The sequence below is a fragment of the Archangium primigenium genome, from assembly GCF_016904885.1.
GTDB lineage: Bacteria > Myxococcota > Myxococcia > Myxococcales > Myxococcaceae > Cystobacter > Cystobacter primigenius.
On sequence record NZ_JADWYI010000001.1, the window covers coordinates 8,054,315 to 8,080,398 of the forward strand.

The window sequence follows — 26,084 nt, forward strand, 5'->3', positions numbered from 1 at the left end:
CACGCCCATACCTCATGGCAGCCAATCCTGACCTTGGAACATCTCGACCTCACCGTAAGGACCACTTGCTTGACCGATGGCCGTCCATTGACCACGCCTCAAAGCCAGAACCCTTCTCGATGTGTTGTCGTAAAGATAGGAACTACAGGTTCCAGCAGGCTCTCGGAAGAACATGAGAAGGGCCCTGTCCCAGATACGCCCTGTGTCCTTGTCCATGAACCGAGTGGGTCTCCAATGCCTCAATTCACTCGTATCCTCACTTGAGAATTTACGGGTGTTCGGATGGGAATGCGCGGCCCCCAGGATGATGGCATCTGGGTGTGATTCATCATCGAGCGCTCTCGGAACCTCACAATACTTTCGTCCTCCCGCGCCATTGCCGCCAATGTCGGAGAGGTAGCTGAGGAAGAAGCCCTGCGCCGCGTGGGAGTAGTAGTGCAGCGCGCAGTACTCGAACCCGTAGGCCCCGTTCGCGGCACCTGGCTGAGCGGTCATGAGTTCGCAGGCATGGGCGGCCAATTCCTCTGTCGTCTTGAAGGGCCCCGCCAAGGGGCCTTTGACACGCAAGAGGCCGTTCGGCATCCGCTCCACCCGGACGTTCGGGTTGGGCGCCGAGCAACTCCAGAGGCCGCAGAGCAGGCCCAGCAGCATCCCCTCGCGACGTGTCCCGAACATACCCGCCGAGCCTACCAGGGCCCTCCGGCCCCAACGCGGAGATTTTCCGCTAGCGTGGCCCCCGTGAGCGACGATCTGTCATCGGTTCCCGCCTTCCGCACCGTGCCCCGCACGGGCGTCATCTACGTCACCACCGAGGCCATGCGCCGAGGCTACCGGCCGTCGGATCCCGACTGGTGCAACCTCGGCCAAGGCCAGCCCGAGATCGGCGATCTGCCCGGCGCCCCACCCCGCGTGGGCAGCGTCCAGGTGGACATGAATGATCTGGAGTACGCCCCGGTGGCCGGCCTCTGGGAGGTGCGCGAGGCCATCGCCTCGCTCTACAACCGCCTGTACCGGCGCGGCATGCCCAGCCAGTACAGCGCGGAGAATGTCTCGCTCTCCGGAGGCGGCCGGACCGCGCTCACCCGCGCCGCCGCCAGTCTCGGCATGGTCAACCTCGGCCACTTCCTGCCGGACTACACCGCCTACGAGGAGCTGCTGGACGTCTTCAAGGCCTTCACCTCCATCCCCATCCTGCTCGAGGGCGAGCGCGGCTACGCCTTCACCCACGAGGACCTCCGCCGCGAAATCCAGGGCCGGGGCCTGTCCGCCCTGCTCTTCTCCAACCCCTGCAATCCCACCGGCAAGCTCGTCCACGGCGAGGAGCTGGCCCGCTGGGTGGGCGTGGCGCGCGAGCTCGAGTGCACCCTGCTCATCGACGAGTTCTACTCGCACTACATCTGGTCGGGCCGCCCCAACCAGCTGCCCGTGGAGAGCGCCGCGCGCTACGTGGAGGACGTCAACAAGGACCCGGTCGTCCTCTTCGACGGCCTCACCAAGAACTGGCGCTACCCGGGCTGGCGCATGACCTGGACCGTGGGGCCCCGCCAGGTCATCGAGGCCGTCTCCAGCGCGGGCAGCTTCCTGGATGGCGGTGGCAGCCGCCCCCTGCAACGCGCCGCCATGCCCCTGCTGCAAGAGGAACTGGTGGTGAAGGAGACGCTCGCCATCCACCGCCACTTCCGCGACAAGCGCGACCGCATCCACTCGCGGCTGGAGCGGCTGGGCATCCGCACGGACCGCGCCCCCGATGGCACCTTCTACATCTGGGGCAGCGTGGCGGGCCTGCCCGCGCCCCTCAACGAAGGCATGGGCTTCTTCCGCGCCGCGCTCGACCAGCGCATCATCACCGTGCCGGGCGAGTTCTTCGACGTGAACCCCGGCAAGCGCCGCGCCCGGCCCTCGCGCTTCCGCAACTACGTGCGGCTGTCCTTCGGCCCCTCCCAGGAGGTGCTCGACAAGGCCCTGGAGCGGCTGGAAGCCCTCATCCTCCACCCCACCTCGCCATGACCCCTTCGCCTCGGGTGTTGATCGCGGGCGGCGGCATCGGCGGGCTCACCCTCGCCCGGGCCCTCCAGGCCGCGGGCATCGGCTGCACCGTCTTCGAGCGCGCCGAGACGCTGCGCCCCGTGGGGGCCGGCATCATCATGCAGATGAACGCCATGACGGCGCTGCGCTCCCTGGGCCTCGCCGACGCGGTGGCCCAGGCGGGCCTGCCCCTGGCCGCGCTCTCCACGCTCGATCCGTCGGGGCGGCGCATCACCCGCCTGCCGCTCGCCCGGATCGAACAGGAGTTCGGCGGGCCCGCCATCGCCATCCGCCGCTCCCGGCTCCAGGAGGTGCTGCTCACGGGGCTCGAGCCCGAACGGCTGCGCACGGGGTGCGCGGTGACGGGCTTTCGCGAGGAGGGCACGCGGGTGACGGTGACCCTCTCCGACGGGACGAGCGCCACGGGGGACGTCCTGGTGGGCGCGGATGGACTGCGCTCGGTGGTGCGCGAGGGACTCTGGGGCGATGGACTGCGGTACTCGGGCTATACGAGCTGGCGGGGCATCACCCGGGAGTTGGAGCGAAGCGAGCCGCGCGAGGCCACGGAGACCTGGGGGCCCGGCGCCCGCTTCGGCATCGTCCCCGTGGGACATGGGGAGCTCTACTGGTACGCCACGCGCGACGCCCCCGCCGGAGGCCAGGACACGCCCGGCGAGGGCCGCGCCGCCCTGCGCGAGTGCTTCGGCCGCTGGCATGCCCCCATCGCCGCCGTGCTCGACTCGACGCCCGAGGCCCAGTTCTTCCGCACGGACATCCATGACAGGCGCCCCCTGCCCCGCTGGAGCCAGGGACGGGTGACATTGCTCGGTGACGCGGCCCACCCGATGACGCCCAACATGGGCCAGGGGGGCTGCCAGGCCATCGAGGACGCCGTGGTGCTCGCCCGCTGTCTGGCGCGCGAGGCGGAGGTCCCCGCGGCCTTCACCGCCTACGAGCACCGCCGCCTCCGGCGCGCCAATGCCATCGTGACCCAGTCCTTCCAGCTCGGCCGGGTGGCCCAGCTGACGAACCCCGTGGGCCGCTTCCTGAGGGATCACCTGGCCCGGCTCACGCCGGAGCGCGCCAACCTCCAGCGGCTGCGGACCCTCATGCGCTTCGAGCCCTGAGCCTCCCGACGCCTCCCCGGAGACCCGGCGGCCAGACGGCCGGGCTCGCATGGACGCCCTCCCGGTCCCAACCTCTTCGGGGAGGGTGGACGTGCGCCACGCCAAGCACTTCTGGGACATCGTTCGAATCTCCGACCCCGACCTGGGTCGGCTGCGCAAGGGCCTGCGAGCAGCCGTGGGCGCGGGCCTCGCGGCGCTCATCCTCTCGCGGCTCGCCCGGCTGCTGGGTGAGCCGCCCACCGTCACGCTCGTGGGAACCATGATCGCGATGATGGGCGCGCAGATCGCGTCCGACCCGGACCTCCGGGCGCAGCGGCTCACCACCGTGCTGCTGGTGTTCCCCGCCCTCCTGGCCTTGGTGCTCGGCACCTTCGCCGCCCAGGTTCCCCTGCTCGGCGCGGCGGTGTTCGCGGTGACCATCTTCATCGCCACCTTCGTGCGACGCTTCGGGCCCCGGGGCCTGGCGCTCGGGATGATCGGCTTCTTCGCCTTCTTCAACGCCCTGTTCTTCCACGCGAAGCTGTCCCAGCTTCCCGCGCTCGCCGGCGCCATGGTCGTCGCCGTGGGCATCGCGTACGTCGTGCGCTTCGTGCTGCTCCCCGACCGGCCGGAGCACACCTCGCGGCAATTGCTCCGGGCCTTCCGGACCACCGTGGACGTGGTGCTGTGGGAGCTCGCGGCCATGTCCGAACACCCCCGGCTGACGCCCGCGCTGATGCGTCGGCTGTCACGGCAGGCGGACCGGCTGAGCGACGCGGCCCTCGCGGTGGAGGACGTGCTCCCCGGCCACGCGCTGGATCTCCGGCAGCGGCTGTTCGAGGTGGAGCTGGCCACGCAACGGGTGCTCGGCGCGGTCCGGCAGATGCTGGAGAGCGGTGCCCTGTCGCCCGAGATCCGCGTCGAGGCCCACCGGGCCCTCCAGGTGGCCCGCATCGCCACGCGCGGCCGCTCGCCCGTCGCCCGGAAGCGGATGCACACCCACCTCGAGCGCATCCGGACCCTGGCGCCGGATCCCTCTGGGGACGCGCCCGGCAGCGCGGATGCCCGTCGCCTCCGCCACTCGCTCACGGATCTGGTGGACGCGAGCTTCCAGCTCACCGAGGAGCTGCTCCCGCCCACGCTCGAACCCAAGAGCGCCGCGCCAGCGGCTCCCGTCACCCAGGAGCTCACGCGCAAGGGGCTCCACCCCGCCACCCGCCAGGCCCTTCAAATCACCGTGGCGAGTCTGCTCGCCATGGCCGCGGGCTACGCCGTGTCCGCCGAGCGCTGGTACTGGGCCGTCATCACCGCCTTCGTCATCTTCACGCGCACGCGCTCCAGCGGGGACACCGTGCTGCGCGCCTGGGGCCGCGTGCTCGGAACCGTGCTCGGCGTGGTGGCGGGCATGCTCCTCGCGCGGCTCGTCGACGGCCACGAGGGGCTCGAGCTCACCAGCATCTTCGTGTGTGTCTTCCTCGGCTTCTATTTGATCCAGGTCTCCTACGGGTGGATGGTCTTCTGGTTCACCACCCTGCTGTGTGTGCTCTACGGACTGCTCGGGCGCTTCTCGCCCGAACTGCTCTACCTGCGCATCGAGGAGACCCTCATTGGCGCGGCCGTGGGAGTCCTCATCGCCCTGGTGCTGATGCCCGAGCGCACCACCGCCCAGGTCCAGGAGGCGGCGCGCCAGGTGCTCGATGCCACGAGCGACTACCTGGAGGAGGCCGTGGTGAACCGCACCCGGGACACGGAGCCGGCGCGATTGCTCGACTCCGCGCGGGTGCTCGATGCGCGCCTGCGCGAGCTGCGCACCACGGCCCAGCCCCTCATGGGCGGCCTGGGCCGGTTCTCGCCCCGGGCGGTCCGCACGCTGCACGCCGTGTCCGAGCTGGTGCTGTCCGTGCGGCACCTGGAGCTGGGTCGGGGCCTGCTGGAGCTCAACGACACCTCCCGGCGGCTCCTGCGGGAGGCGGGGCTCCAGCTCGCCCACAACACCCGCGCGCTGGCGGAGAGCATCGGCCGCGAGGACGTGCCCCCCGTCGCGCCCGCCGCCGCGCTGCTCGCCCGCGCCCGGAGCGCGCTCGTGGGCCCGGAGACCCTGCGCCGCGGCCCCGCCAGTCCGCCCATCCTCCTGCATTGGCTCGGGCGGGTGGACGAGGCGCTGGCGCTGCTCGCTCGGAGCCTGCGCGCCCCCACGCGGCTCTTGCGTCCCTGGAGGGCCTGAGCCGTTAGAGCGGCTTGCTCCAATCCAGCGTGGGCGTGCGCGCCAGTCGCGACAGCTTGCGCTCCAGGCGGTCCACGCGGCGACGCAGGGCCTCGCCGGTCTCCGCGGGCGCGGCGAGCCGGGCATGGTGGAGCGCCTGGGGCAGATCCTTGAGCCCATGCTCGTAGAGCTTGGCCAGGGACAGGTGGAGGGGGCCCCGCTGGTCCACCCGGGCCGAGACGAGCGCGCGGTGCAGATGCTCCGCCGCCGTCCGGTCATCCCCGCCCTTCTTGGCCAGTCGGGACACGAGCGCGAGGGCCTCGGAGCCCACCACGCCCGTGTCTCCCGCCGCGGCGGCCCGGGCGAAGTCCTGGGCCCGCGCGTAGTCCCGGGCCCGGAGCGCCACGTTGGCGAAGCCCAGCAGATCCCGCGCGTCGGTGCCCTCGGCGCCGCTCGCCCGGAAGCGCCGCACCAGCAGGCCCAGCATCGCCGCCAGGAGCAGCAGGTCCTTCGCGTTGTGCTCCAGCACGGGCGTGAGCGACGAGCCGTCTCCGTCCCGGAGGAAGCGGAAGTACAGCTCGGGGATGAGCGAGCCATCCACGTCCCCCACCCGGTGGTAGTCGAGCACCTGCTGCTCCAGGTGCACCAGGCGCGTGCCCGAGCCCCGGTACTTGAAGACCCGGCGCGCGCAGTGCAGCAGGTCCAGGTGTGGCAGCTCCGGCGGCACGGGCACCCGGTTGAGGATGAAGCGCGTGCGCAAGAGCGGCCAGTCGAAGCTCTTGCCGTTGAAGGTCACCAGGCACGAGGACGCCGCCATGCGCTCGGCGAGCACCCGGAGGATGGGCGTCTCCTCGCCCATGCGGCGCAGGAAGAGCTGGTGCACGCGCAGCCGACGACCCTCGAACCACGCCAGCCCCACCAGGAAGGGCACGGTGCCCGTGCCGCCCGCGAGCCCCGTGGTCTCCGTGTCGAGGAAGAGCATGCGCTGGAAGTCCACGCCCGCGAGCCCTGGCTGGAGCGCGAGCGCCGCCACCAGCGCGCCCTCCACGTCGAGCGCCTCCGCGAGCGGCGCCCGGCCATGGTGCGCGTCCTCGTCCAGCCACTGCTCGGCCACGTGCACGACGCCGTGGGACGTGGTGCGCGGCTCGGCGGGCAGCGGACCCGGACGCGGCGCCTCGGGCACTCCCCGGCGCGCGACGGCGGCGGCGCCCTGTCGCTCGGCCAGCTCGCCCAACATCCGGCGCAGCGCCACCACCCGCGGGTCCGGCCCCGAGGGGGGCGCCTCCACGGCGACGGGCGGCGCGGGCGTCTCCACGGGCGGCGCGGCGGGCGCCGGCTTCGCACCGGGACCCACGCCGCCAAGCCTCGCCAGCTTGCGCTTCAAGTCCACGGTGCACCTCGCCTACTGCAGGGCCACGACACCCAGCGCCGAGAGGATCTCCAGGGTGAGCCGCTTGCGCGGATGGGCCTCCATGGGCGCGCTGCCCGGCATGCCTCCCGCGGCGGGCCCGATGCAAGCGGGGCAGCCCTCCTCGCACACGCACGCCTCCAGGAGCCGCCGCGCGCGCCGGAGCAGTTCCTCGCGCTGGTCGAACAGCCGCGCCGCCAGCCCCACGCCCCCGGGGATGTTGTCGTAGAGGAACATCGTCGGATCGAAGCCCACGCCGCCGTCCTTGCGCGGCGGCCCGTCCGCGTCGTCCTTGCTACCGAGCGTCTTGCCCAGGTCGCGCGGGTCGATCATCAACCCCACGCACGCCACGGTGCGCAGCGCGGTGGTGAGCCCCCGCAGCGCGTCGATGACGGCGGGCCGGGGCGCCCCGAGCGAGCGCACCACGCTCTCGGGCACGGTGAGCCAGAGCGCCGTGGTGTGCATCTGCATCTCCGGCAGGGCCACCTCGCCGTAGCCCACGTTCTCGTGGGTGTGGAACTTGATCTTCTTGTAGCCCACCACCTTCTCGATGACGCTCACCTCGCCCATGCCCGCCTGGAGCGAGGGCCCCATCGCAGCGCCCTGGTCCTCCTGGATGACGTTCACGCGCACGTACGTCATCGCGTCGGTGAAGTAGTCGGGCGCCACCTTGCGCACGTAGGCCTTGTGGTTGTCGTAGTCGAAGCGCTCGACCTGGTACTGCTCGGAGTCGTGCTGGTAGATGGCCTGCTCGTGCAACATGGTGTGCGCCGAGCGGAAGTCCATCTCCGCGAGCGTGCGGTCCGTGCCCAGCTCGATGATGACCACGTTGTCCCAGCCCACGCTGCGCAGCGACACGTGGTTGGCCGGGTACGCGTCCGAGGACCAGTGGAACATGCGGCGGCCCTCGGGGCCGGGCGTGGGGTGCACCACCTGATGCTGGGCGAGGAAGCCGAGCGCGTCCGACACCGACTCGCCCGGCACGTCCCCGAACGTGTCCCCCTCCTCGAAGGGCAGCTCGAAGGAGGCGCACTTGAGGTGCTGCACCAGGATCTCCACGTTGTCCGGATCGATGCGCGCGTGCTCCACGGGGGCGCCCGTGATCGAGCGCGGCTCCGCGGCGAGGTACTGATCCAGGGGCGCGCTGGAGGTGACGAGCAGGGCGAGGCTGCCCGAGCCCCGGCGGCCCGCGCGGCCAAAGCGCTGCATCAGCGCCGCCACGGAGCCGGGGTAGCCCGCGCACACCACGGCGTCGAGCGAGCCGATGTCGATGCCGAGCTCCAGCGCGTTGGTGGCCACCACGCAGCGCACCTCGCCCGCGCGCATGGCGGCCTCGGTGGCGCGGCGCGTGCCGGGCAGGTAGCCGCCGCGGTAGCCCTGGATGAGCGACGGGTCCATCTTCTCCTCGACGAACCGGTCCCGGAGGTACTTGAGCATCACCTCCACGGAGTTGCGCGACTGGCCGAAGAGGAGCGTGGAGACGCCCGCGCGCACCAGGTCCGACGTCAGGCGCACGGCGCTCTTGAGGTAGCTGGCGCGGATGCCCAGCTCCGCGTTCACCACGGGCGGGTTGTAGACCATGACCCGGCGCTCGCCCGCGGGCGCGCCGCTCTCCGACACGAGCGCCACCTCGCGGCCCAGCATCCGCTCGGCGTGGGCCTTGGGGTTGCCGATGGTGGCCGAGGCCAGGATGAACGTGGGGGACGAGCCATGGAAGGCCGCCACGCGCTGCAGGCGGCGCAGCACGTTGGCCAGGTGCGAGCCGAACACGCCCCGGTAGGTGTGCAGCTCGTCGATGACGACGTAGCGCAGGTTGGAGAAGAGCCGGGCCCAGCTCGCGTGGTGCGGGAGGATGCCCGTGTGGAGCATGTCCGGGTTGGTGAGCAGCACGCCGCTGCGCTCACGCGCCGCGCGCCGCGCGTCCGCCGGGGTGTCCCCGTCGAAGGTGATGGCGCCGTGCTCCAGGCCCGCCTCGCGCATGAAGACGCGCAGGGACTCTTCCTGGTCGCGCGAGAGCGCCTTGGTGGGAAAGAGGTAGAGGGCGCGCGCCTGGGGCTCACGGGCGAAGCGGTCCAGCAGGGGCAGGTTGTAGCAGAGGCTCTTGCCCGAGGCCGTGGGCGTGGCGATGACCAGGTGCTGCCCGGAGCGCGCGAGCTCGAAGGACTGGGCCTGGTGGGAGAAGAGCTGCTCGATGCCCCGGCGGCGCAGGGCATCGCGGACCTGGGGCGCCACGGCCTCGGGCACGGGGGCGTGCGAGCCGACACGGGCGGGCGTGACCTCGTCCAGGACGATGTCGGGCCAGAGCTGCTTGTTGTCGCGCCAGCCCTGGAGGACGGCATCGAGGCCGCGAGGGCCCGTCCAGGGTTTGCGCCGGGACCCGGTGAAAGCCCCTTCTTCCTTCTCAGGCTTCATGAGGCCGGGCACTGTACAAGCGTGTACCTGGAGAGGCAACGCGGATGGCCGCTGACGGCCGTGTCCCTCGCATAAGGACGTGAATAAACGGGCTTCCCATTTCGTCGCGGGGGTCTTCCCTCCGCCCCGCGTGCCGCCCATGCTCCTCGCGCTTCTCGGCCTCACCCTCCTCGCCTCGACACCTCCGGCTCCGCCCCCCACCTCGTGCTTGTTCGTGAACGGCAAGACGGCGTGTGGCTACGCCTGTCAGCGCAGTGTCGACGACGTGCGCTGTGCCAGCACGCCCTACGGCACGTGCGCGATGTTCCAGAACAAGGTGTACTGCTTCGACCCGTCCCTCGCGGCCATCCACCATCCCCCCGACACGGGACTGCGCCCCGAGTGCAAGGCGATCGGCGACGAGGCCGCCTGTGGCTTCAACTGCCTCGTGGCCCAGGGGAAGGTCGCCTGCGCCCAAACGCCCTATGGCGTGTGCCGCGAGCACTTCGGCGAGCTGAAGTGCTGGGACCCCTCCGAGGCCATCGTCCACGAGTTCGGCGCGGAGACACCGAAGCCGGGCTACCTCACGGCGTCCACGGCGATCGCCTTCGGGTACGACTGCAAGGCCAACCGCGCGGAGGTGCAGTGCGCCGCGACGCCGCGCGGCCGGTGCGACAAGAACGACTTCCGGATCCAGTGCTTCGATCCTCCGTCACTCACGCATTGCGCGCACGTGCAGCCACCCGACCCCGCCGAGGTGCGCAAGCCGAAGCACCTGCGGAAGGAAGCGCAGAAGGCGGAGTCCGAATCCGCCGCGCGCTGAGAATCCACGCTCACCCGCGCGGTCCGTCCCCACCCGGGAAGCGTGACAGAGCAAACGCGGCGATGCGCATCAGGTCCTCCTCGCTCGCGCCGTCAGAGGCCTGCACCGACATGCCCTGGGTGATGGCCCCGTAGAACCGCGCGAGCCCCACCACGTCCGTGGTGGCTGGCAACTCCCCCGTCTCCACGCCCCGCCCGAGCAACGTCTGGAGTCGCTCCAGGGCGCCCTGGCGCATCGACGCCGTGAACCGCGCGATGGGCTGGTTCTCCTCCGCGCACGTGAGCACCGCCGTGGAGAGCATGCACCCGCGGGGCACTCGCGGATCGGTGAACGCTCGGGCCGCCCCCTCCAGCAGGACGGTCAGGGCCCCGCGCACCGTGGGCTCGTGCTCCACCGCCTTCCAGAACGCCTCGCTCTGCCGCGCCTGGTACAGCTCCGCCGCCTCCCGGTACAGCTCCGCCTTCGACGTGAACGCCCCATAGAGCGCCGGCGTGGTGATGCCCATCGCTCCGGTCAGGTCCGCGATCGACGCCCCCTCGTATCCGTGCGCCCAGAACACCTCCAGCGCCCGCGCCAGCGCCTCCTCCCGGTCGAACTCCCGAGGTCGTCCCCGGCCCCTCCGCTCCTGGGTCGGTGCTCTTTTCATAGCGAACCCTCCGAAATCACCGCATTCATGCCCTCGATTTTCCGAACGCTCGTTCGGAATAGGAGGTTCATACCGATGCACACGCGCGCGCACACCTTAATCCCCACCCTGGGCCTGCTGGGCCTGTTGCTGAGTGGAGGCGCCCACGCCGAGGAGCGTCCGCTCCAGGCCCGGCTGGACCAGGTCATCGATCAGGCGCTGGCGGACAAGCGACTCGTGGGCACCGTGGTGCTCGTGGCCCAGGACGGCAAGCTCGTCTACCACCGCGCCGCCGGCCTGGCGGACCGGGAAGCCCAGACGCCCATGCGCGAGGACGCCCTCTTCCGTCTGGCGTCCATGTCCAAGCCGCTCGTGAGCGCCGCGGCGATGGCGCTCGTGGACCAGGGCAAGCTCTCGCTCGACGCGCCCATCACGCGCTGGCTGCCCACCTTCCAGCCCACGCTCCCCGACGGCCAGCCCGCCGTCATCACCGTGCGCCAGCTGCTCACCCACACCGCCGGGCTCAGCTACGGCTTCCTCCAGCCCGCGGACGGCCCCTACCTCAAGGCCCAGGTCTCCGACGGCATGGACGCGCCGGAGTTGGGCCTGGAGGAGAACCTGCGCCGCATCGCCTCCGTGCCGCTGTCCTTCGCGCCCGGCAGCCGGTGGCAGTACTCCGTCGCCATCGACGTGCTGGGCGCCGTGGTGGCCCAGGCGGCGGGCGCGCCCCTGCCCAAGGCCGTCGAGCGGCTCGTCACCAAGCCCCTGCGCATGCCCGACACCGGCTTCTCCGTGCGCGCCAAGGCCCGGCTCGCCACGCCCTACACCGACGGCAAGCCCGAGCCCGTGCGCATGGGCGAGCTCCAGGTCGTCCCCGTCGCCGCCAACGGCGCCGCCGTCCGCTTCGTGCCGGGGCGCGCGTTCGATGCCCGCGCCTTCCCCTCCGGCGGCGCCGGCATGGTGGGCACCGCAGGCGACTTCCTGAAGTTCCTCGAGGCCATCCGCAAGGGCGGCGCCCCCGTGGTGAAGCCCGCCACCGCCGCCCAGATGATGGCCAACCAGGTGGGCCCCCTGGAGACGCAGGGACCTGGCTGGGGCTTCGGCTTCGGCGGCGCGGTGCTCGGGGATCCCGCCCGGGCGAAGTCGGTCCAGTCCGCGGGCACCTGGCAGTGGGGCGGCGCCTACGGGCACAGCTGGTTCGTGGACCCCGAGCGCCGCCTGACGGTGGTGGCGCTGACCAACACCTCCTTCGAGGGCATGTCGGGCGCGTTCCCCGCCGCCCTCATCCAGGCCCTGTACCCGACGCCGGCCCCCTGAGCCGCACGTCAATGGGGGGCACGCCCCTCGTGCGTGTCCCCGGCTCATCCCTTCCATGTACTGAAGTGAACACACAGCGGGGCGGAAACAGGCTACGACTCCCGGCGTATTCGTGGAGGTTCGCATGCGTTTCGCCCTTCGTGCCCTGAGCGCGCTGTCCCTGTCTCTCCTCTCCTCTTCCGCCTTCGCCAACAGTGCCGGGGTCTCCGGCCAGTCCAACAAGCAGAACCAGTCCTGCAATGGCTGCCACTTCGGTGGCACCGCGCCCACCGTGACGATCACGGGCCCCACCGAGCTCGAGCCGGGCGCCACCGGCCAGTACACGCTCGTCATCACCGGCGGCGCCGCGAAGGTGGGCGGCATGAACGTCGCCGTGGACAACAGCGCGGCGAAGCTCGCCGCGGGCACGGGCTCGAAGACGATTGGCGATGAGATCACGCACATCAAGCCCCAGGCCTTCACCGGCAACGAGCTGCGCTTCGACTTCTCGCTCGTCGCCCCCACCACGCCGGGGACGATCAAGATCTTCGGCGCCGGCAACTCCGCCAACGGCGACCTGGGCAGCGAGGGCGACCGGGGCAGCACCACCACCCTGAGCGTGACCGTGCCCGGCGCCAAGGGCGACGCCGCGGAGGCCCAGGGCGGCTGCTCCACCACGGGCAGCGCGTCGCTCGCCGCCTTCGCGCTGGCCGCCGCCGTGCTGCCCGTGCTGCGCCGCCGCTGGAGCTGAAGTCCGTCCAGCGACACGCCGGAGGGCCTCACTCCGCCGAGGCGGGGCTCTCCGGCAAGTCGGCCGCGCGCCACAGGTACCAGCTCGCCACCGAGCGCCAGGGCCGCCAGCGCTCCCCATGGGCCAGCAGTTCCTTGGGCGTGGGCAAGGCCGAGAGGCCATGGACGCGCATGAAGCCCTTGCGCACGCCGTAGTCGTCCACGGGCAGGATGTCCGGCCGCCCGAGCCGGAAGATGAGCAGCATCTCCACCGTCCACTGGCCGATGCCGCGCACCTTCGTCAGGCGCTCCACCAGGGCCGCATCGCTCATGCGCCGGGCCCGGGCCAGCGTGGGCACCTCGCCCTCGAGCGCCTTGGCCGCCAGGTCCCGCAGCGCCGCCGTCTTCGCGCCCGACAGGCCCGCCTCGCGCAGGTGCTCCACGGACACGGCCAGCACCGCCTCGGGGGTGAAGGCCTTGCCCTCCCCCACGCGCGCGCACACCCGGCCGAAGATGGTGGCCGCCGCCTTGCCCGTGAGCTGCTGGTAGGCGATGGAGCGCGCCAGCGCCTGGAAGGGGCTGTGGGGCGCCTCCACCGTCAAGGCGAAGCGCCCCACCTGCTTCATCCACGCGCCCAGGACGGGGTCCGCCTTGGCCAGCGCGCGCCGGGCGGCGGGCGTGAAGCCCTCGGGCAGGAGGCTGTCGGCGGAAGGGACGACGTCACTGACGGGCGCGGGCATGCGTGCATTTCGTCACCGGATCTTCTTGCACGCCAGGGGTTTGAGCGCGGGCCCGTTGAGCACTTCGCCCGTGGGGCTGAAACGCCCGCCATGGCAGGGGCAGTCCCACGAGCGCTCGGCGGTGTTCCAGTGCACGTGGCAGCCCAGATGCGTGCACACCGGGCTCACCGCGTGCACCCCGCCCCCGTCGTCCCGGTACACCGCCACCTTCTCGCCCTCCACCTCGACGATGCGCCCCTCACCCGCGGGCACCTCGGACAAGTCCCGCGCGTCGGGCCGGGAGAGCCGGTCCGCCACGAAGTGGAACGCGACGTCCGCGTTCTCCTGCACGAAGTCCCGCGCCCCCGCCGCCGGCTTCACCCGCGTGGCGTCGTAGAGCGCCGCGTAGGGGTTGTCCCGGCCGAGGATGGCATCCGAGAGGATCATCCCCGACAGCGTGCCGAACGTCATGCCCGTGCCCGAGAAGCCCGTGGCCACCCAGACGTGGTGCGAGGCGCCATTGCGCCCGATGTAGGGCAGGCCGTCCGCCGGCTCGATGACCTGGCCCGACCAGCGGTAGGCCACCTCGGTCGCGGGGAAGCGCCGGCGCAGGTAGTCCTCCAGGGCCTCGAAGCAGCGGCGGGTGTCCTCCTCGGTGCCCACCTTGTGATCCTCGCCGCCCACGATCACGTACTCCTGGCCGTCCACGCGGTGGGTGCGGATGTAGTGGTAGGGGTCCTCGCTGTCGAAGTAGAGCCCGGGCGCCAGTGGCCCCTCGAGCCGTCCCGCCACCACATAGGTGCGGTAGGGGTAGAGCTTGGTGTGCAGCAGCACGCGGTTGAGCGGCGTGGTCGTCGCCTCCACCACGTCCCGGCAGGTGATGACCCCCCGCGAGGTCGTGACCTTGCAGGGCTCGCCCTCGTGGATGGACGTCACCTGGGTGTCCTCGAAGACGTGGCACCCGTCCCCCGGAATCCGCGCGGCGAGGGCGCCCAGGTACTTGCGGGGTTCGATCCAGGCCTGGTCCTCCACCCGCAGGGCACGCAGCACCGGATAGGGCAGGGGCACGTCGTCCGTGAGCGAGCACAACAGCCCCGCTTCCCGGGCCGCCGACGCCTCGCGCTCCAGGGACTCCACCTGCGCCGGCGTCTCCGCGTAGCGGTAGCCGGGCACACGCTGGAAGTCGCAGTCGATGCCCAGCCGCGTCACCAGCCCGGCCATGGTCTCGATGGAGGCCCGCACGGAGGCGGCGGCCAGCCGGGCCCCTTTCTCGCCGAAGTCCGACACCAGGGTGTCGTAGGGCGTGTCCAGCAGCTCGGTGAGGTGGGCCGTGGTCTGCCCCGTCTGGCCCGACAGCACCCGGTGCATCTCCACCACCGCCACCCGCTTGCCTTCCTGCTTCAGCAGCCAGGCGGTCGTGAGCCCCGCGATGCCACCGCCCACCACCACCACGTCCACTTCCAGGTCCCCCGACAGCGCGGGATAACGCGGAAGAGGGGTCGTCGCCGTCCACAGGGATTTGTGTTCGCGCTCGTCGCTCATTCCCCAAGGCTAAGAACGCGGCCGAGGGCCGGTAGAGGGAGCGAGCAGGCGTCCCCGCATGCCTGCCTGTCCGGCAGTGGAGCCTTGGGATGTGCACCAACGAACATCCTGGTCCGCGAGACGTTGGCCATCGCGGCGACAGGACACACTACCATGGAGCTACTCGACGCCACCGACAGCTCTGCCCGACCCTTCAACCCCGAGGACCCCGGAGCGCCGCCTCTTGTCATCCATCGCCGCCCTGTCGACACCTCTCACGCCGAGCCCCGAGGCGCGGCTCGCGTTCTCCGAGCTCCTGCTCGGGTGCGACGAAGCCAGGACGTGCGCGGAAGCCGCGGTGTCGTGGCTCATGCGCCATACCCAGGCCGAACAGGTGTTGTGTCTCGCGCCTGATGAGTCCGATTCCCACTGCCTCGTGCCGCTGGCCTCCTCGGGCATGCCCGGCGTGGAGGGCTTCGTGCTCGCCCTGCACGAGACGCGGCACCCGCTGGTGGAAGCCCTCCAGTGGAACGAGCCGCGCTGGCACCCGCCGGGCCCGTTCGCGCCGGAGCTGCCGCCCTCGCGCGGTGGGCTCTACACCCTGTCGCTCGGCCGGGCCTCGCCCGGAGCGCCGCCGCCGGGCCTGTTGCTCGTGTCGTCCGGCAGCGCCGAGCTGTCCGGCGACGTGAAGTGGCTCGCCACCCACCTGGGCACCCACCTCACGCGCCTGTACAAGGGCCGTCAGCTCACGCGGCTCGAGGCCGCCTCGAGCGAGCTGGCCGCCCGGGTGAACGCCGCCACGGAGGAGCTGGCCACGCAGAACGAGCTGCTGCGCCGCCAGGCCATCCAGCTGGAGCAGGCCAGCGCCGCCAAGTCCCAGTTCCTCGCCAACATGAGCCATGAGCTGCGCACGCCGCTCAACGCCATCCTCGGCTACACCAACATGCTCTTGCAGGGCGTCAACGGCGAGCCGCCGCCCGCCCAGCGCCGCAGCCTCAGCCGCATCGACTCCAACGGGCGCCACCTCTTGGAGATCATCAACGAGATCCTCGACATCACGCGCATCGAGGCGGGCCGGATGCCGCTGCACCTGTCCGAGTTCCGCCTGCCCGAGCTCATCCAGGAGGTCATGGCGGAGCTGGATCCCATCATCGTGCGCTCCAAGCTGGCGGTGAGCGCCGCGCTGGACCCGCACCTGCCCGAGGTGCACAGCGACCGGCAGAAGGTGAAGCAGATCCTCGTGAACCTCCTGTCCAACGCGCTCAAGTTCACCCACGAGGGCTCCATCAAGGTGAAGACGTCGTACGAGGTCGCCACGGCCACGCTGCACATCTCCGTGACGGACACGGGCATTGGCATCGACCCGGCCCACCAGGAGAAGATCTGGGAGGACTTCCAGCAGGTGGACAACTCGCCCACGCGGCCCTACGGCGGCACGGGCCTGGGCCTGTCCATCTGCCGCCGCCTGGCCGCCATGCTGGATGGGCGCGTGGCGCTGGAGAGCGCCGTGGGACAAGGCTCGACGTTCACCCTGTACCTGCCCCGGCGCGCGAGGCGGCCATGAGCGGCGCGGCCCCCCTCGTGCTCATCGTCGACGACTACCAGGACGCCCGGGAGATGTACGCCGAGTACCTGCAGTTCTCCGGCTTCCGCGTGGCCGAGGCCCGCAACGGCCAGGAGGCGGTGGACAAGGCCATGGAGCTCAGGCCCTCCATCATCCTCATGGACCTGTCCTTGCCGGTGATGGATGGCTGGGAGGCCACGCGGGTGCTCAAGGGCGATGACCGCACGCGCTCCATTCCCGTGGTGGCCCTCACCGGCCACACCATGAGCGGGCACTCGCACGAGGCCCAGGACGCGGGCTGCTACTCCTACGTCACCAAGCCGTGCCTGCCCGACGCCCTCGTCGAGGAAGTGAAGCGCGTGCTCAAGGCGGTGGCGGCGGCGGCGTGAGCACGCCCCGCCGTGCCTCCTCCGCGAGCGAGTCCGCCCAGGGCGCCAGCCGCACCCAGCCCGGCGTGTGCTCCGTGCGCAGGTAGTGCACACCCGCAGCGCTCCGGGCCACCTCCAGGAAGCCCACCCGCGCCCCGCCCCGGCCGTAGTCCACCCGGAAGGCCGCGGCGAGCGGCCCGTCGGCGGGCGCCTCGCCCCGGCCGAGGAAGTCCCCCGCCGCGGGCGCCAGCAGGGTGAGCCGCTCGTGCCACCGGCGCGCGGCCTCCTCGGGCGCGGCGCCCGGGGGCTCCACGGGAATGAGCGCCACCGGCCGGTCCGCGCGCGGCACGAGCCGGAAGGCGCGCGCGCGGTCCTCCAGCGTCAGGGTGAGGGTTTCATAGTCCCCGGGCCCGAAGGCATGCAGCGCGCGGTCCACGAGCCGATGGGCCGCGTGCTCCAGGTCCGGCAGCAGCGAGGCGCTCAGGAGGAAGACGTGCCCGTCCGACTCGCGCAGCAGGTAGGGGCCGCGCCACCCCGACGCGGGCGCCGCCAGCCGGAAGACCTGCTCGCCCTGGGTCAGGGACAGGCGCAGGCGCTCGGTGCTGGCCGTCAGGCCCACCTCGGCCAGGTGCGCCGCGTCCAGGACCCCCAGGTCCCGGGCGGCCCGGAGGGGCGCGAAGCGGGTGAAGAGCCGGGCCGCGTCCCCGTTGCCCCGCACCTCCCGCGCCCCCAGCCGCAGCCAGGGCGTGTCCCCCGACCCCGGCTCGCGGAACAACTCCACCGGGCCCGCCGCCGTTTCCAGTCGCACGCGCCGCAGGTCCCGCGCGGCGACGTCCAGCACCATGACTTCGCCTGGCGCCCCGGGCGGCGCGCGCAGGCTCACGAGCAGCGCGGCCCCCAGCGCGAGGGCCGCGAGCACGCCCTGAAGCCCCACGCCCCGCGGGCTCATCGACGCCCCCCACGCCGCCGCCGCGTCACCAGTCCACCCACGCCCAGCACCAGCGCGGGCGCGAGGAAGACGGCCGAGTAGAACCACACCGCGTCCTGCCGCCGGGTGTGCCGCACGGGCACGTCCTCCTCGTTCGACAAGGCGCCGGCCAGGGCCTCCTCGCCCAACAGCCAGAGCACCGTGTCCACCAGGAGGTAGGCGTTGCCGTAGCCCCGGGGCGCCGCGTCCGTGAGCACGTCCGCGTCCCCCAGCAGCACCACCCGCGAGGCCGCCGCGCCCGGACGCTTGCGCTCCCACGCCACCGCCAGGGGCCAGGCGCTCCGGGGCTCCTCGGGCCCGGCGGTGAAGTCCCGGTCGCCGTCCTGGAACGTCTCCGGCGCGGCCTTCACCGTCACGTCCACCGTCACGTCCCGGGGCAGCGGCTGGAGCACCTCGAGCGCCGTCGCGCCGGAGAAGACCACGGACGCCTCCGCCCCCAGCGCGGCGAGGGTGGACACGGCGGCATGCGGGGAGAACGTCGACGTCACCAGGTTCGCGTGATCGCTCCGCTGGTGGCTCTGGCGCAGGAAGCGCTGCGCGTGGGCCAGGGGCACACCGGACACGCGCAGGCCCCAGGGCTCGAGCAGCGTCGCCAGGTCCGGCCCGTCCGGCTCCAGCGCGAGCCACAACCGGCCCCCGCGCTCCACGTATCGGCGCAGCGCGGCCAGCTCCGCGGCGGAGGGCTCGCGCGCGGGTCCCACCAGGGCCACCACCGCCGCGTCCCCGGGCACGTCCGTCTCCAGTCCCTCCGCGACGCCGAGCGGGCGCACCTCCACGTTGAGGACCCGCAGCCACTCCTCCAGTCGGGACATGCCCGGCGTCGCGCCCTCCAGCGCCGTCGCGTCCCGGGCCCGGAGGCTCCGCTCGCCATGCCCCGTCGTCAGGTACAGCACCCGGCGGGGCCGCGACACCTCGCGCAGCCGCCGGAACACCTCCTCGTCCAGCCGCTGGAGCGCCCCGCGCGCGGTGGGCAGGTCCAGGGGCAGCTTCAGGCGCTCGCGCCGCGCGTCCCGGCTGAACACCACCGAGCCATTCTCCCCCACGCCCAGCTCCCGCGCCCGGCCCGGCTCCACCGCCTGGTCCAACACCTCCACGACGAGCAGCGGCGACTCGCGGGCGAGCTCCCGCAGGTACTGCGCCACCGCCTGGCCCACGTCGTTGGCGGGCGGAAAGAAGAGCGTCACCTCCACGGGCCCCCGCAGCTGGCGCACGAGCCCGCGCGTGGCCTCTCCGGGCCGGGTGGTGCGGAAGTACGCGAGGTCCCACGAGACATCCAACCGCGTGGCCACGTACTGGGTGGAGAAGGCGAAGACGAGCGCGAGCGCCAGGCCCAGGCCCGCGCGCAGCGCCGCGCGCACCCGGCCCAGCTCCAGCACCGGCGCACGCCCCAGGCCCCCCACCGCCCACTCCAGCCACCCGAGCGGCCCCAGCGCCAGGACCAGCAGCACGGGGACGAGCACCGACACGCGCTGGGTCCACTCGGGCCCCAGCGCGTGGAGAGCGCCCTCCGCCCGGAGGAAGTGCAACCCCACGCCCAGCGCCCCGAGCAGGAAGAGCCGGCCCCGCCAGCGCTCCAGCACCCGCCCCTCGCCCGAGGCCCGCCCCACCCGCGCCCGGCTCCAGAGCAGCGCGAGCACGAGCAGCGCCCCGCCCAGCGCCCCGAGCCCCAGACGCGCCCGACCGCCGCCCGCCACCCGCTCGCCGAGCAGCAGCACGCCGAGCGCCCCGCCATACAGCGCGGACACCCCCGAGGCCGGACTCGGACCGGACGTCATCGCCACCGCCGGGCCTCGAGCACCCGCGTGGCGGCGAACAAGGCCACGTAGGTGACGAGCAGGTAGTAGACGACGTCACGCACGTGCACCACGCCGGCCTGGAAGGGCGGGAAGTGCTGGTTCCACAGCGCCAGCGCGCCGAAGACATCCGACAGGGGCTGCTCGGTGATGCGCGCGAGCCACCAGCAGGTGAGCAGCGCCACCAGCATGCACCCGGAGAACACGGCGGCCAGCACCTGGTTGCGCGCGAGCGCCGAGCCCAGCGTGCCGATGGCCAGCGACGCGCTTCCGAGCAGCAGCAGGCCCAGGTAGCCCGCCGCGATGTGCCCGAGCGACAGCCGACCGTGCACGAGCACCAAGAGCGGCATGAAGACCGTGGACAACGTCAGCAGCGACAGGAAGACGAGCGCCGCGAGGAACTTGCCCAGGACGATCTCGTGGTCCTTCACCGGCGAGGAGGCCAGGAGGGGCAGCGTGCCCGCCTGGCGCTCCTCGGCGAGCAGCCGCATGGAGATGAAGACCGAGGCCACCATCGTGGTGCCGCTGGAGAACAGGAAGAAGAGCGACACCACCTCCGAGGAGCGCTTGCTCACCCCGCTCAGCGCGTAGGCGTTGAAGAGCAGCCCATCCACCGCCAGCACCAGGGCGATGATGAGGTAGCCCTGGAAGGTGCGCAGCGAGGCCCCGAGTTCCCGGCGCGCGATGAGCAGGGCGCGCCTCATGCCGCGTCCTCCGGGCGTCCGGTGAGCCGCAGGAAGAGCGCCTCGAGCGACTCCACACCCCGGTCCAGGCGCAGCAGCTCGAGCCCCGCCTCCACCAGGGCCCGCGCCACCTGGGGCCGCGCCTCGGCGGGGGCGACCACCTCCAGCGTCACCACGTCCGCCGCCTCGCTCCGCACGCGCACCTCGCCCCAGGGACTCAGCACCTCCACCACGCGCTCGCGGGGGCCCCGCACCTCCACCTCGATGAAGCCCCCGCCACCCCAGCGCCGCGCCAGCTCCGCCTCCGTGCCCCGCGCCACCAGCTCCCCGTCCTTGAGGATCAACAGCCGGTCACACGTCTGGCTGATCTCCGGCAACAGGTGGCTGGAGACGAGCACCGTGTGCTCGCCCCGCAGGCCCCGCAGCAGGGCACGCATCTCCACCAACTGCTGGGGATCCAGGCCCGCGCCCGGCTCGTCGAGCAGCACCAGCGCCGGCCGATGCACGATCGCCTGGGCCAGGCCCACGCGCTGCCGGTAGCCATGGCTGAGCGAGGCGATGGGCGCCGTGTCCACCTCGCCAAGGCCCGTCTTCTCCTCGGCCTCGGCGACCCGGGCGGCCACCTGCCGCGAGGGCACGCCCCGCAGCCGCGCCACGAACGCGAGGAAGTCCCCCACGTCCATCTCCTCGTAGAGCGGTGGCGTGTCCGGTAGGTAACCAATGCGCTGGCGCACCGCGTGCGACTCGGCCCCCACGTCCAGTCCCTCCACCCGCGCCCGCCCGGAGGTGGGCAGCAGCACGCACCCGAGGATCCGCAGCGTCGTGGACTTGCCCGCGCCGTTGAGCCCGAGAAAGCCCACGACTTCCCCTCGCGCGATGTCGAAGGAGAGGTCGCGGATGGCCGCCCGATCGCCGTAGTACTTGGTCAGCCCCTCCACCTGGATCATGAGGACGACTTCCTACAGGAAAACCCGCGTCGAGACGGTTATCCTGCGCGACGCCCTTTCCCCCCGCCGTCGAGAGAGCCGCTCCATGAGTCATCGTCCGGAAACCCTCGCCGCCGCGCTCGCGGGAGCCGGTGCCCTGTGCACCGTGCTCGCACTGGCCTGCGCGGGCCGCGGCAACGTGCCCGCCTCCCCCACCGAGAGCCTGCCGCCCGTGAGCGCCCAGGAGTTGCGCGCGCCGGAATTGTTCGCGCGCATCCCCTCCCGCCCCGAGCGCTCGCGCGCCCTGTTCCTGGAAGCCAGCCGCGTGATGCTCCACCCGCGCTGCACCAACTGCCACCCCGCCGGGGACTCGCCCCTGCAAGGCGAGCGGGGCGAGGCGCACAATCCGCCCGTCTTCCGCGGCGCCGCGGACCAGGGCGTGCCCGGCCTGGAGTGCACGTCCTGCCACCAGGACCACAACCTCTCGCACGCGCGTGTCCCGGGCGCGCCCAAGTGGCACCTCGCCCCGCGCGTCATGGCGTGGGTGGGGCTCACCCCGCGCGCCCTGTGCGAGCAGCTCAAGGACCGCCGGCGCAATGGCGACAAGAGCCTGGAGCAGATCATCGAGCACTCCGCGCACGACGAGTTGGTCGCGTGGGGCTGGTCGCCCGGATGGGACCGACCCCCCGCGCCCGGAACCCAAGAACAGTTCGGGGCACTGATCGCCGCCTGGGTGCGCGACGGCGCCGAGTGCCCGACCGAGGAGGCACGGCCATGAGCATCCACCTGACGTTGAATGGCACCGAGCGCGAGCTGGAAGTCGACCCGGAGATGCCGCTGCTGTGGGCCCTCCGGGACGTGCTCGGGCTCACGGGGACCAAGTACGGCTGCGGCCAGGCGCTGTGCGGCGCGTGTGTGGTGCACCTGGACGGCGAGGCCGTGCGCGCCTGCGTCACCCCCGTGAGCCGCGCCGAGGGCCGCCGGGTCACCACCATCGAGGGCCTGTCGCCCGACGGCTCCCATCCCCTGCAGAAGGCCTGGGTGGAGCTGGCCGTGCCCCAGTGCGGCTTCTGCCAGGCGGGGCAGATCATGACCGCCGCGGCGCTGCTCTCCAAGAAGCCCCAGCCGAGCGACACGGAGATCGACCAGTCCATGAGCGGCAACCTCTGCCGCTGCGGCACCTACCCGCGCATCCGCTGCGCCATCAAGAAGGCCGCGGGGGTGACCTGTGAGTAACACCATCCGCCTGTCGCGCCGCTCCTTCCTGGAGGGCCTGGGGTTGGTCGCCGCCGGGCTCGCGCTGGAGCTGACGCCCACGAACGCGGCCGCCGCCATGCCCACCGCGTGGCCCCCCGTGCCCGAGACGGGCTTTCGCCCCAACGTCTTCGTGCACGTGGCGCCCGATGGCGTCGTGACGATGGTGTGCCACCGCTCGGAGATGGGCCAGGGCGTGCGCAGCTCGCTGCCCGTGCTCATCGCGGACGAGCTGGGCGCCGACATGGCCCGGGTGAAGCTCGTCCAGGGCGATGGCGACACGGCCTACGGGGACCAGAACACGGACGGCTCCAGCAGCGTGCGGAAGATCTTCGACGAGCTGCGCTACGTGGGCGCCACCGCGCGCACCATGCTCGTCGCCGTGGCGGCCAAGCGCTGGGGCGTGCCCGCGAGCGCGTGCGAGGCGCGCGACCACGCCGTGTTCCACAAGGGCAGCGGGCGCACGCTCGGTTTTGGCGCCCTGGCCACCGACGCGGCGAAGCTGGCCGTGCCCAAGCGCGAGAGCGTCACGCTCCGGCCCCGCTCGGAGCTGCGCCACCTGGGCAAGGAGCTGCCCCTGCTGGACGGGCCGGACATCGTCACCGGCCGGGCGAAGTTCGGCGCGGACGTGGTGCTGCCCGGCATGCTCACCGCCATCATCCAGCGGCCCCCGGTGGCCGGTGGCAAGGTGCTGCGCCATGACGCCACGCGCGCGCTCGCCGTGCCGGGCGTCCAGCAGGTGGTGGAGCTGCCCGCGCCCACCCTGCCCTTCGCCTTCCAGCCGCTCGGCGGCATCGCCGTGGTGGCGACCAATACCTGGGCCGCGATGAAGGGCAGCGCCGCGCTCGACATCACCTGGGACCCGGGTGACAACGCCGTCTACGACTCGGAGGCGTACAAGCAGGAGCTCACGCGCGTGCTCGGCGCGACGGGCAAGGTCGTGCGCGAGGTGGGCGACGCCAACACGCAGCTCGCCAGCGCCTCGCGCCGCCTCACCGCCGACTACCACACGCCCCACCTGGCACATGCCCCCATGGAGCCCCCGGCCGCGGTGGCGCGCTACGCGGCGGGCAGCTGCGAGGTGTGGGCCTGCACCCAGAATCCCCAGGCCGCGCGCACCGAGGTCGCCCGCGCGCTCGGCATCGACGAGGCCCAGGTCACCGTGCACGTGACGCTGCTGGGCGGCGGCTTCGGCCGCAAGTCCAAGCCGGACTACGTGGCCGAGGCCGCCCTGGTGTCGCGCGCCGTGGGCGCCCCCGTGCGCGTGCAGTGGACGCGCGAGGACGACGTGCGCCACGACTACTACCACTCCACCAGCGCCCAGCGGCTCACCGCCGCGCTCGACGACCAGGGCAAGGTGCTCGCCTGGCACCACCGCATCGCCTTCCCGCCCATCGGCTCCATCTTCTCGGGGGCCACCTACGGCGGCGACAACGAGCTCAACCAGGGCATCGTCGACCTGCCGCTCGACATCCCGAACGTCCGCGTGGAGAACGGCGAGGCCCGCGCCCACACGCGCATCGGCTGGATGCGCTCGGTGGCCAACATCTACCACGCGTTCGCCGTGCAGAGCTTCATCGACGAGATCGCCCACGCGCGTGGCACCGACTCCAAGGCCATGCTCCTGGAGGTGCTCGGCCGCCCGCGCATCGTGACGCCAAAGGAGCTGGGCGTGGAGAAGGTGCGCAACTACGGCCAGTCGCTCGAACAGCACCCCATCGACACCGCGCGCATGCACCACGTCATCGAGCGGGTGACGGCGCTGTCCCGGTGGGACGCGCGCAAGCAGGAGGGCCGGGCGCTAGGGCTCGCCGCGCACCGCAGCTTCCTCGCCTACGTGGCGGTGGTGGTGTCGGTGGTGAAGGGCGAGGACGGGGTCATCCGGGTGGACGAGGCGTGGATCGTCGCGGACGCGGGCACCATCATCAACCACGAGCGCGTGCGCGCGCAGATGGAGGGCGCGGTGGTGTTCGGACTGAGCCTGGGCCTCTATGGCGCCATCACCATGAAGGGCGGCGCCACCGAGCAGGGCAACTTCCGCGACTACCGCCTGGCGCGCCTGGCCGAGACGCCCCGGCGCATCCACGTGGAGATCGTCCCCAGCGAGGGGCCTCCGTGTGGCGTGGGTGAGCCCGGCGTGCCTCCCGTGGCCCCGGCGCTCGCCAACGCCGTCTTCGCGCTCACGGGCACCCGCGTGCGCGAGCTGCCCCTGGTCCGCTCGGTCCGCGTCTGAGCGGAGGACGGCCCCGCGCTACGGGTGCCACGTCGCGAGCCCGAGCGCGAGCAGCGCCCCGCCCAGCCGCACGGCCCGCTCGTTCTGGACGTCCCCCCCGAGCGGAATCCGCGTCTGGCGCGCGGCGCGAAGCTCGGCGGGCTGCAGGCGCAAGGCCCCCAACACGTCCTGGTCCGCGTGCAGCGTCAGCGCCCCCGAGGTGACGCCGAGGTACTGCTGGACCTCCTCGGGAGGCAGCGCGCGGAACTGCTCGAGCAGCAGGGCCCCGAGGTGCAGTCGGATGGTGCCCCGGCCCACGCCTCCGGCCGCCGCCGCCGCCTGCCCCTCCCCGAGCATCGCCGCCCGGAAGCGCATCACCGCCAGCTTCTCCAGGACCCCCACCACCTCCACGGGCTGGATGAGCTTCTCCTCGAGCAGCAGGAGCTCCGGCGCCACCCCGCGCTTCACGGCCGCCTTGCCCAGACGCGCGGCGGGCCCCGCCTCCAGCCGCTTTTCCGACACGAGCAGGGCCAGGAGCCCCTCCTCGGGCACGGTCGACTCGGAGGACACGATGTACCCATGGTCCACCGAGAAGCTGCGCACCCCCGCGGCCCCTCGGGCCACGATGCGCGCCGAGAGCTTCGACCCGGAGAGGGAGACCGCGGACAGGAAGCGGGGGTTGATCATGGGGGCTCCTCGTATTCGCCACTCCGGGACGCTAATGGCATCGAGTGCCAGGAGCAACACCAAGCGCCAGGATTGCCGAGGAAGGGAAAGTAGGTTCAGCTACGCCAATGAAGGAGAACGAAGCCGCCCTGGCGCCCGGCTCGCTGCAAGAGCGCAAGCAGCGGCTGGTCCGGGCGAACATCGCGGAGCTCGCCGTGGTGCCGCTCATCGAGCACGGCTTCGATGCCGTCACCATCGATGACCTGGCCAAGGCGGCGGGCATCTCCAAGCGGACGTTCTTCCGCTACTTCGCGACAAAGGAGGACGTGGTCACCTCCGAGTTCACCGAGGCGGGCACGGCCCTGCTGACCGCGTTGCGCCTGCGTCCCCGGGACGAGCAGCCGCTGGTGTCGCTGCGCCACGCCATCGGGTCGGTCATCGAGCGCCTCACCCAGGACGCGGAGCGCACCCGGGCGGTGCTCCGGCTCATCCAGCGCACGCCCTCCTTGCGCGGGCACTTCCTCGTCACCCAGGACCAGTGGCGCGAGCAGCTCGCCGAGGTGATCGCCGAGCGGCTGCCCCCGGGCCCCAAGTCCCCGATGCTCGCGCGCCTGACCGCCACCGTGTCCATGGGCGCGGTGGACGCGGCGATCACCGCCTGGGCGCAGAGTGACGACCGGGACATGGGCCCCGTCACGGACGAGGCCTTCGACGCGCTCACCGCCGTCGTCACGGCGGCGGCCGGGCTCCGGAAATGACTCGACGTACGACCAGGCGGGCAATC

The 26,084-nt window shown here is 72.3% G+C and carries 23 protein-coding genes; 12 read left to right on the forward strand and 11 right to left on the reverse strand.

Going from position 1 to position 26,084, the window contains the following annotated elements; translation table 11 throughout:
• Positions 1–12: 12 nt before the first annotated feature.
• Entirely contained in the window at positions 13–651 is a 639-nt protein-coding gene (locus I3V78_RS33140; protein ID WP_239576831.1) for a hypothetical protein, read from the reverse strand.
• Positions 652–738: 87 nt separating this feature from the next.
• Between I3V78_RS33140 and I3V78_RS33145 the strand changes: the two genes are divergently transcribed.
• The 3 genes from I3V78_RS33145 to I3V78_RS40265 all read left to right on the forward strand — a co-directional run bounded on the left by I3V78_RS33145 (position 739) and on the right by I3V78_RS40265 (position 5,355).
• Positions 739–2,007 carry an aminotransferase class I/II-fold pyridoxal phosphate-dependent enzyme gene (locus I3V78_RS33145; protein WP_204493957.1) on the forward strand — a complete coding sequence of 423 codons (1,269 nt, stop codon included), beginning with the start codon at positions 739–741 and terminating at the stop codon, positions 2,005–2,007.
• Complete coding sequence (locus tag I3V78_RS33150) at positions 2,004–3,152, forward strand: FAD-dependent monooxygenase (RefSeq protein WP_204493959.1); 1,149 nt, start codon at positions 2,004–2,006, stop codon at positions 3,150–3,152. The genes I3V78_RS33145 and I3V78_RS33150 overlap by 4 nt, the downstream gene beginning before the upstream one ends.
• A 91-nt stretch (positions 3,153–3,243) precedes the next feature.
• Positions 3,244–5,355, forward strand: coding sequence for an FUSC family protein (locus tag I3V78_RS40265; protein ID WP_204493962.1), 2,112 nt, complete (start codon positions 3,244–3,246; stop codon positions 5,353–5,355).
• A 4-nt stretch (positions 5,356–5,359) separates the two neighbouring features.
• On the opposite strand, the gene I3V78_RS33160 is transcribed toward I3V78_RS40265, so the two are convergent.
• On the reverse strand, positions 5,360–6,724 hold the full coding sequence (locus I3V78_RS33160; RefSeq protein ID WP_204493964.1) for a ribonuclease H-like domain-containing protein: 1,365 nt from the start codon (positions 6,722–6,724) through the stop codon (positions 5,360–5,362).
• 12 nt (positions 6,725–6,736) lie between these two features.
• Positions 6,737–9,154, reverse strand: coding sequence for a DEAD/DEAH box helicase (locus I3V78_RS33165; RefSeq protein WP_204493966.1), 2,418 nt, complete (start codon positions 9,152–9,154; stop codon positions 6,737–6,739).
• Between the two features lie 139 nt (positions 9,155–9,293).
• Here I3V78_RS33165 and I3V78_RS33170 point away from each other — a divergent pair, with 139 nt between their 5' ends.
• Positions 9,294–9,956 (forward strand): hypothetical protein, encoded by a 663-nt coding sequence (locus tag I3V78_RS33170; protein WP_204493969.1) that lies wholly within the window; start codon positions 9,294–9,296, stop codon positions 9,954–9,956.
• Positions 9,957–9,966: 10 nt separating this feature from the next.
• Here I3V78_RS33170 and I3V78_RS33175 read toward each other — a convergent pair whose 3' ends face one another.
• The gene (locus I3V78_RS33175; RefSeq protein WP_204493972.1) at positions 9,967–10,602 is read right to left on the reverse strand and encodes a TetR/AcrR family transcriptional regulator; all 636 of its coding nucleotides are present in this window, start codon (positions 10,600–10,602) and stop codon (positions 9,967–9,969) included.
• 75 nt (positions 10,603–10,677) lie between these two features.
• Between I3V78_RS33175 and I3V78_RS33180 the strand changes: the two genes are divergently transcribed.
• The gene (locus tag I3V78_RS33180) at positions 10,678–11,898 is read left to right on the forward strand and encodes a serine hydrolase domain-containing protein (RefSeq protein WP_204493974.1); all 1,221 of its coding nucleotides are present in this window, start codon (positions 10,678–10,680) and stop codon (positions 11,896–11,898) included.
• Positions 11,899–12,022: 124 nt separating this feature from the next.
• Complete coding sequence (locus tag I3V78_RS33185) at positions 12,023–12,628, forward strand: MXAN_6652 family MXYO-CTERM-anchored protein (protein ID WP_204493977.1); 606 nt, start codon at positions 12,023–12,025, stop codon at positions 12,626–12,628.
• A gap of 28 nt (positions 12,629–12,656) precedes the next feature.
• Here I3V78_RS33185 and I3V78_RS33190 read toward each other — a convergent pair whose 3' ends face one another.
• Together I3V78_RS33190 and I3V78_RS33195 are read right to left on the reverse strand one after the other, a co-directional pair.
• Positions 12,657–13,346, reverse strand: coding sequence for a DNA-3-methyladenine glycosylase family protein (locus tag I3V78_RS33190; RefSeq protein ID WP_204493980.1), 690 nt, complete (start codon positions 13,344–13,346; stop codon positions 12,657–12,659).
• Positions 13,347–13,358: 12 nt separating this feature from the next.
• Positions 13,359–14,867 (reverse strand): FAD-dependent oxidoreductase, encoded by a 1,509-nt coding sequence (locus tag I3V78_RS33195; protein WP_204493982.1) that lies wholly within the window; start codon positions 14,865–14,867, stop codon positions 13,359–13,361.
• A 223-nt stretch (positions 14,868–15,090) separates the two neighbouring features.
• Here I3V78_RS33195 and I3V78_RS33200 point away from each other — a divergent pair, with 223 nt between their 5' ends.
• Together I3V78_RS33200 and I3V78_RS33205 are read left to right on the forward strand one after the other, a co-directional pair.
• Complete coding sequence (locus I3V78_RS33200) at positions 15,091–16,410, forward strand: sensor histidine kinase (RefSeq protein ID WP_204493984.1); 1,320 nt, start codon at positions 15,091–15,093, stop codon at positions 16,408–16,410.
• On the forward strand, positions 16,407–16,799 hold the full coding sequence (locus I3V78_RS33205; RefSeq protein WP_204493986.1) for a response regulator: 393 nt from the start codon (positions 16,407–16,409) through the stop codon (positions 16,797–16,799). Before I3V78_RS33200 ends, I3V78_RS33205 begins: the two co-directional genes overlap by 4 nt.
• Here the strand turns inward: I3V78_RS33205 and I3V78_RS40020 are convergent.
• From I3V78_RS40020 to I3V78_RS33225, 4 genes are read right to left on the reverse strand one after another with little or no spacing between them, the layout of a single operon-like run.
• Positions 16,774–17,727, reverse strand: coding sequence for a hypothetical protein (locus tag I3V78_RS40020; RefSeq protein WP_204493988.1), 954 nt, complete (start codon positions 17,725–17,727; stop codon positions 16,774–16,776). The two genes, I3V78_RS33205 and I3V78_RS40020, sit on opposite strands and share 26 nt — an antisense overlap.
• Positions 17,724–19,541, reverse strand: coding sequence for a motility-associated ABC transporter substrate-binding family protein (locus I3V78_RS33215; protein WP_204493990.1), 1,818 nt, complete (start codon positions 19,539–19,541; stop codon positions 17,724–17,726). Before I3V78_RS33215 ends, I3V78_RS40020 begins: the two co-directional genes overlap by 4 nt.
• Positions 19,538–20,263 carry an ABC transporter permease gene (locus I3V78_RS33220; protein ID WP_204493991.1) on the reverse strand — a complete coding sequence of 242 codons (726 nt, stop codon included), beginning with the start codon at positions 20,261–20,263 and terminating at the stop codon, positions 19,538–19,540. The genes I3V78_RS33215 and I3V78_RS33220 overlap by 4 nt, the downstream gene beginning before the upstream one ends.
• Positions 20,260–21,189 (reverse strand): ABC transporter ATP-binding protein, encoded by a 930-nt coding sequence (locus I3V78_RS33225; RefSeq protein ID WP_204493993.1) that lies wholly within the window; start codon positions 21,187–21,189, stop codon positions 20,260–20,262. Before I3V78_RS33225 ends, I3V78_RS33220 begins: the two co-directional genes overlap by 4 nt.
• An 85-nt stretch (positions 21,190–21,274) precedes the next feature.
• On the opposite strand from I3V78_RS33225, the gene I3V78_RS33230 reads away from it, so the two are divergent.
• Genes I3V78_RS33230 through I3V78_RS33240 form a run of 3 tightly spaced genes read left to right on the forward strand, consistent with a single transcriptional unit; the run spans position 21,275 to position 24,655 of the window.
• A complete protein-coding gene (locus I3V78_RS33230; protein WP_204493995.1) occupies positions 21,275–21,946 on the forward strand; it encodes an Isoquinoline 1-oxidoreductase subunit in 672 nt (223 codons plus the stop codon).
• Positions 21,943–22,404 carry a (2Fe-2S)-binding protein gene (locus I3V78_RS33235; protein WP_204493997.1) on the forward strand — a complete coding sequence of 154 codons (462 nt, stop codon included), beginning with the start codon at positions 21,943–21,945 and terminating at the stop codon, positions 22,402–22,404. The genes I3V78_RS33230 and I3V78_RS33235 overlap by 4 nt, the downstream gene beginning before the upstream one ends.
• The gene (locus I3V78_RS33240) at positions 22,397–24,655 is read left to right on the forward strand and encodes a molybdopterin cofactor-binding domain-containing protein (RefSeq protein ID WP_204493998.1); all 2,259 of its coding nucleotides are present in this window, start codon (positions 22,397–22,399) and stop codon (positions 24,653–24,655) included. Before I3V78_RS33235 ends, I3V78_RS33240 begins: the two co-directional genes overlap by 8 nt.
• A gap of 18 nt (positions 24,656–24,673) precedes the next feature.
• Here the strand turns inward: I3V78_RS33240 and I3V78_RS33245 are convergent, their stop codons facing one another.
• A complete protein-coding gene (locus tag I3V78_RS33245) occupies positions 24,674–25,321 on the reverse strand; it encodes a hypothetical protein (protein WP_204494000.1) in 648 nt (215 codons plus the stop codon).
• A 107-nt stretch (positions 25,322–25,428) separates the two neighbouring features.
• Here I3V78_RS33245 and I3V78_RS33250 point away from each other — a divergent pair, with 107 nt between their 5' ends.
• Positions 25,429–26,058 (forward strand): acyl-CoA-like ligand-binding transcription factor, encoded by a 630-nt coding sequence (locus tag I3V78_RS33250; protein ID WP_204494001.1) that lies wholly within the window; start codon positions 25,429–25,431, stop codon positions 26,056–26,058.
• The last annotated feature ends 26 nt before the right edge of the window (positions 26,059–26,084 follow it).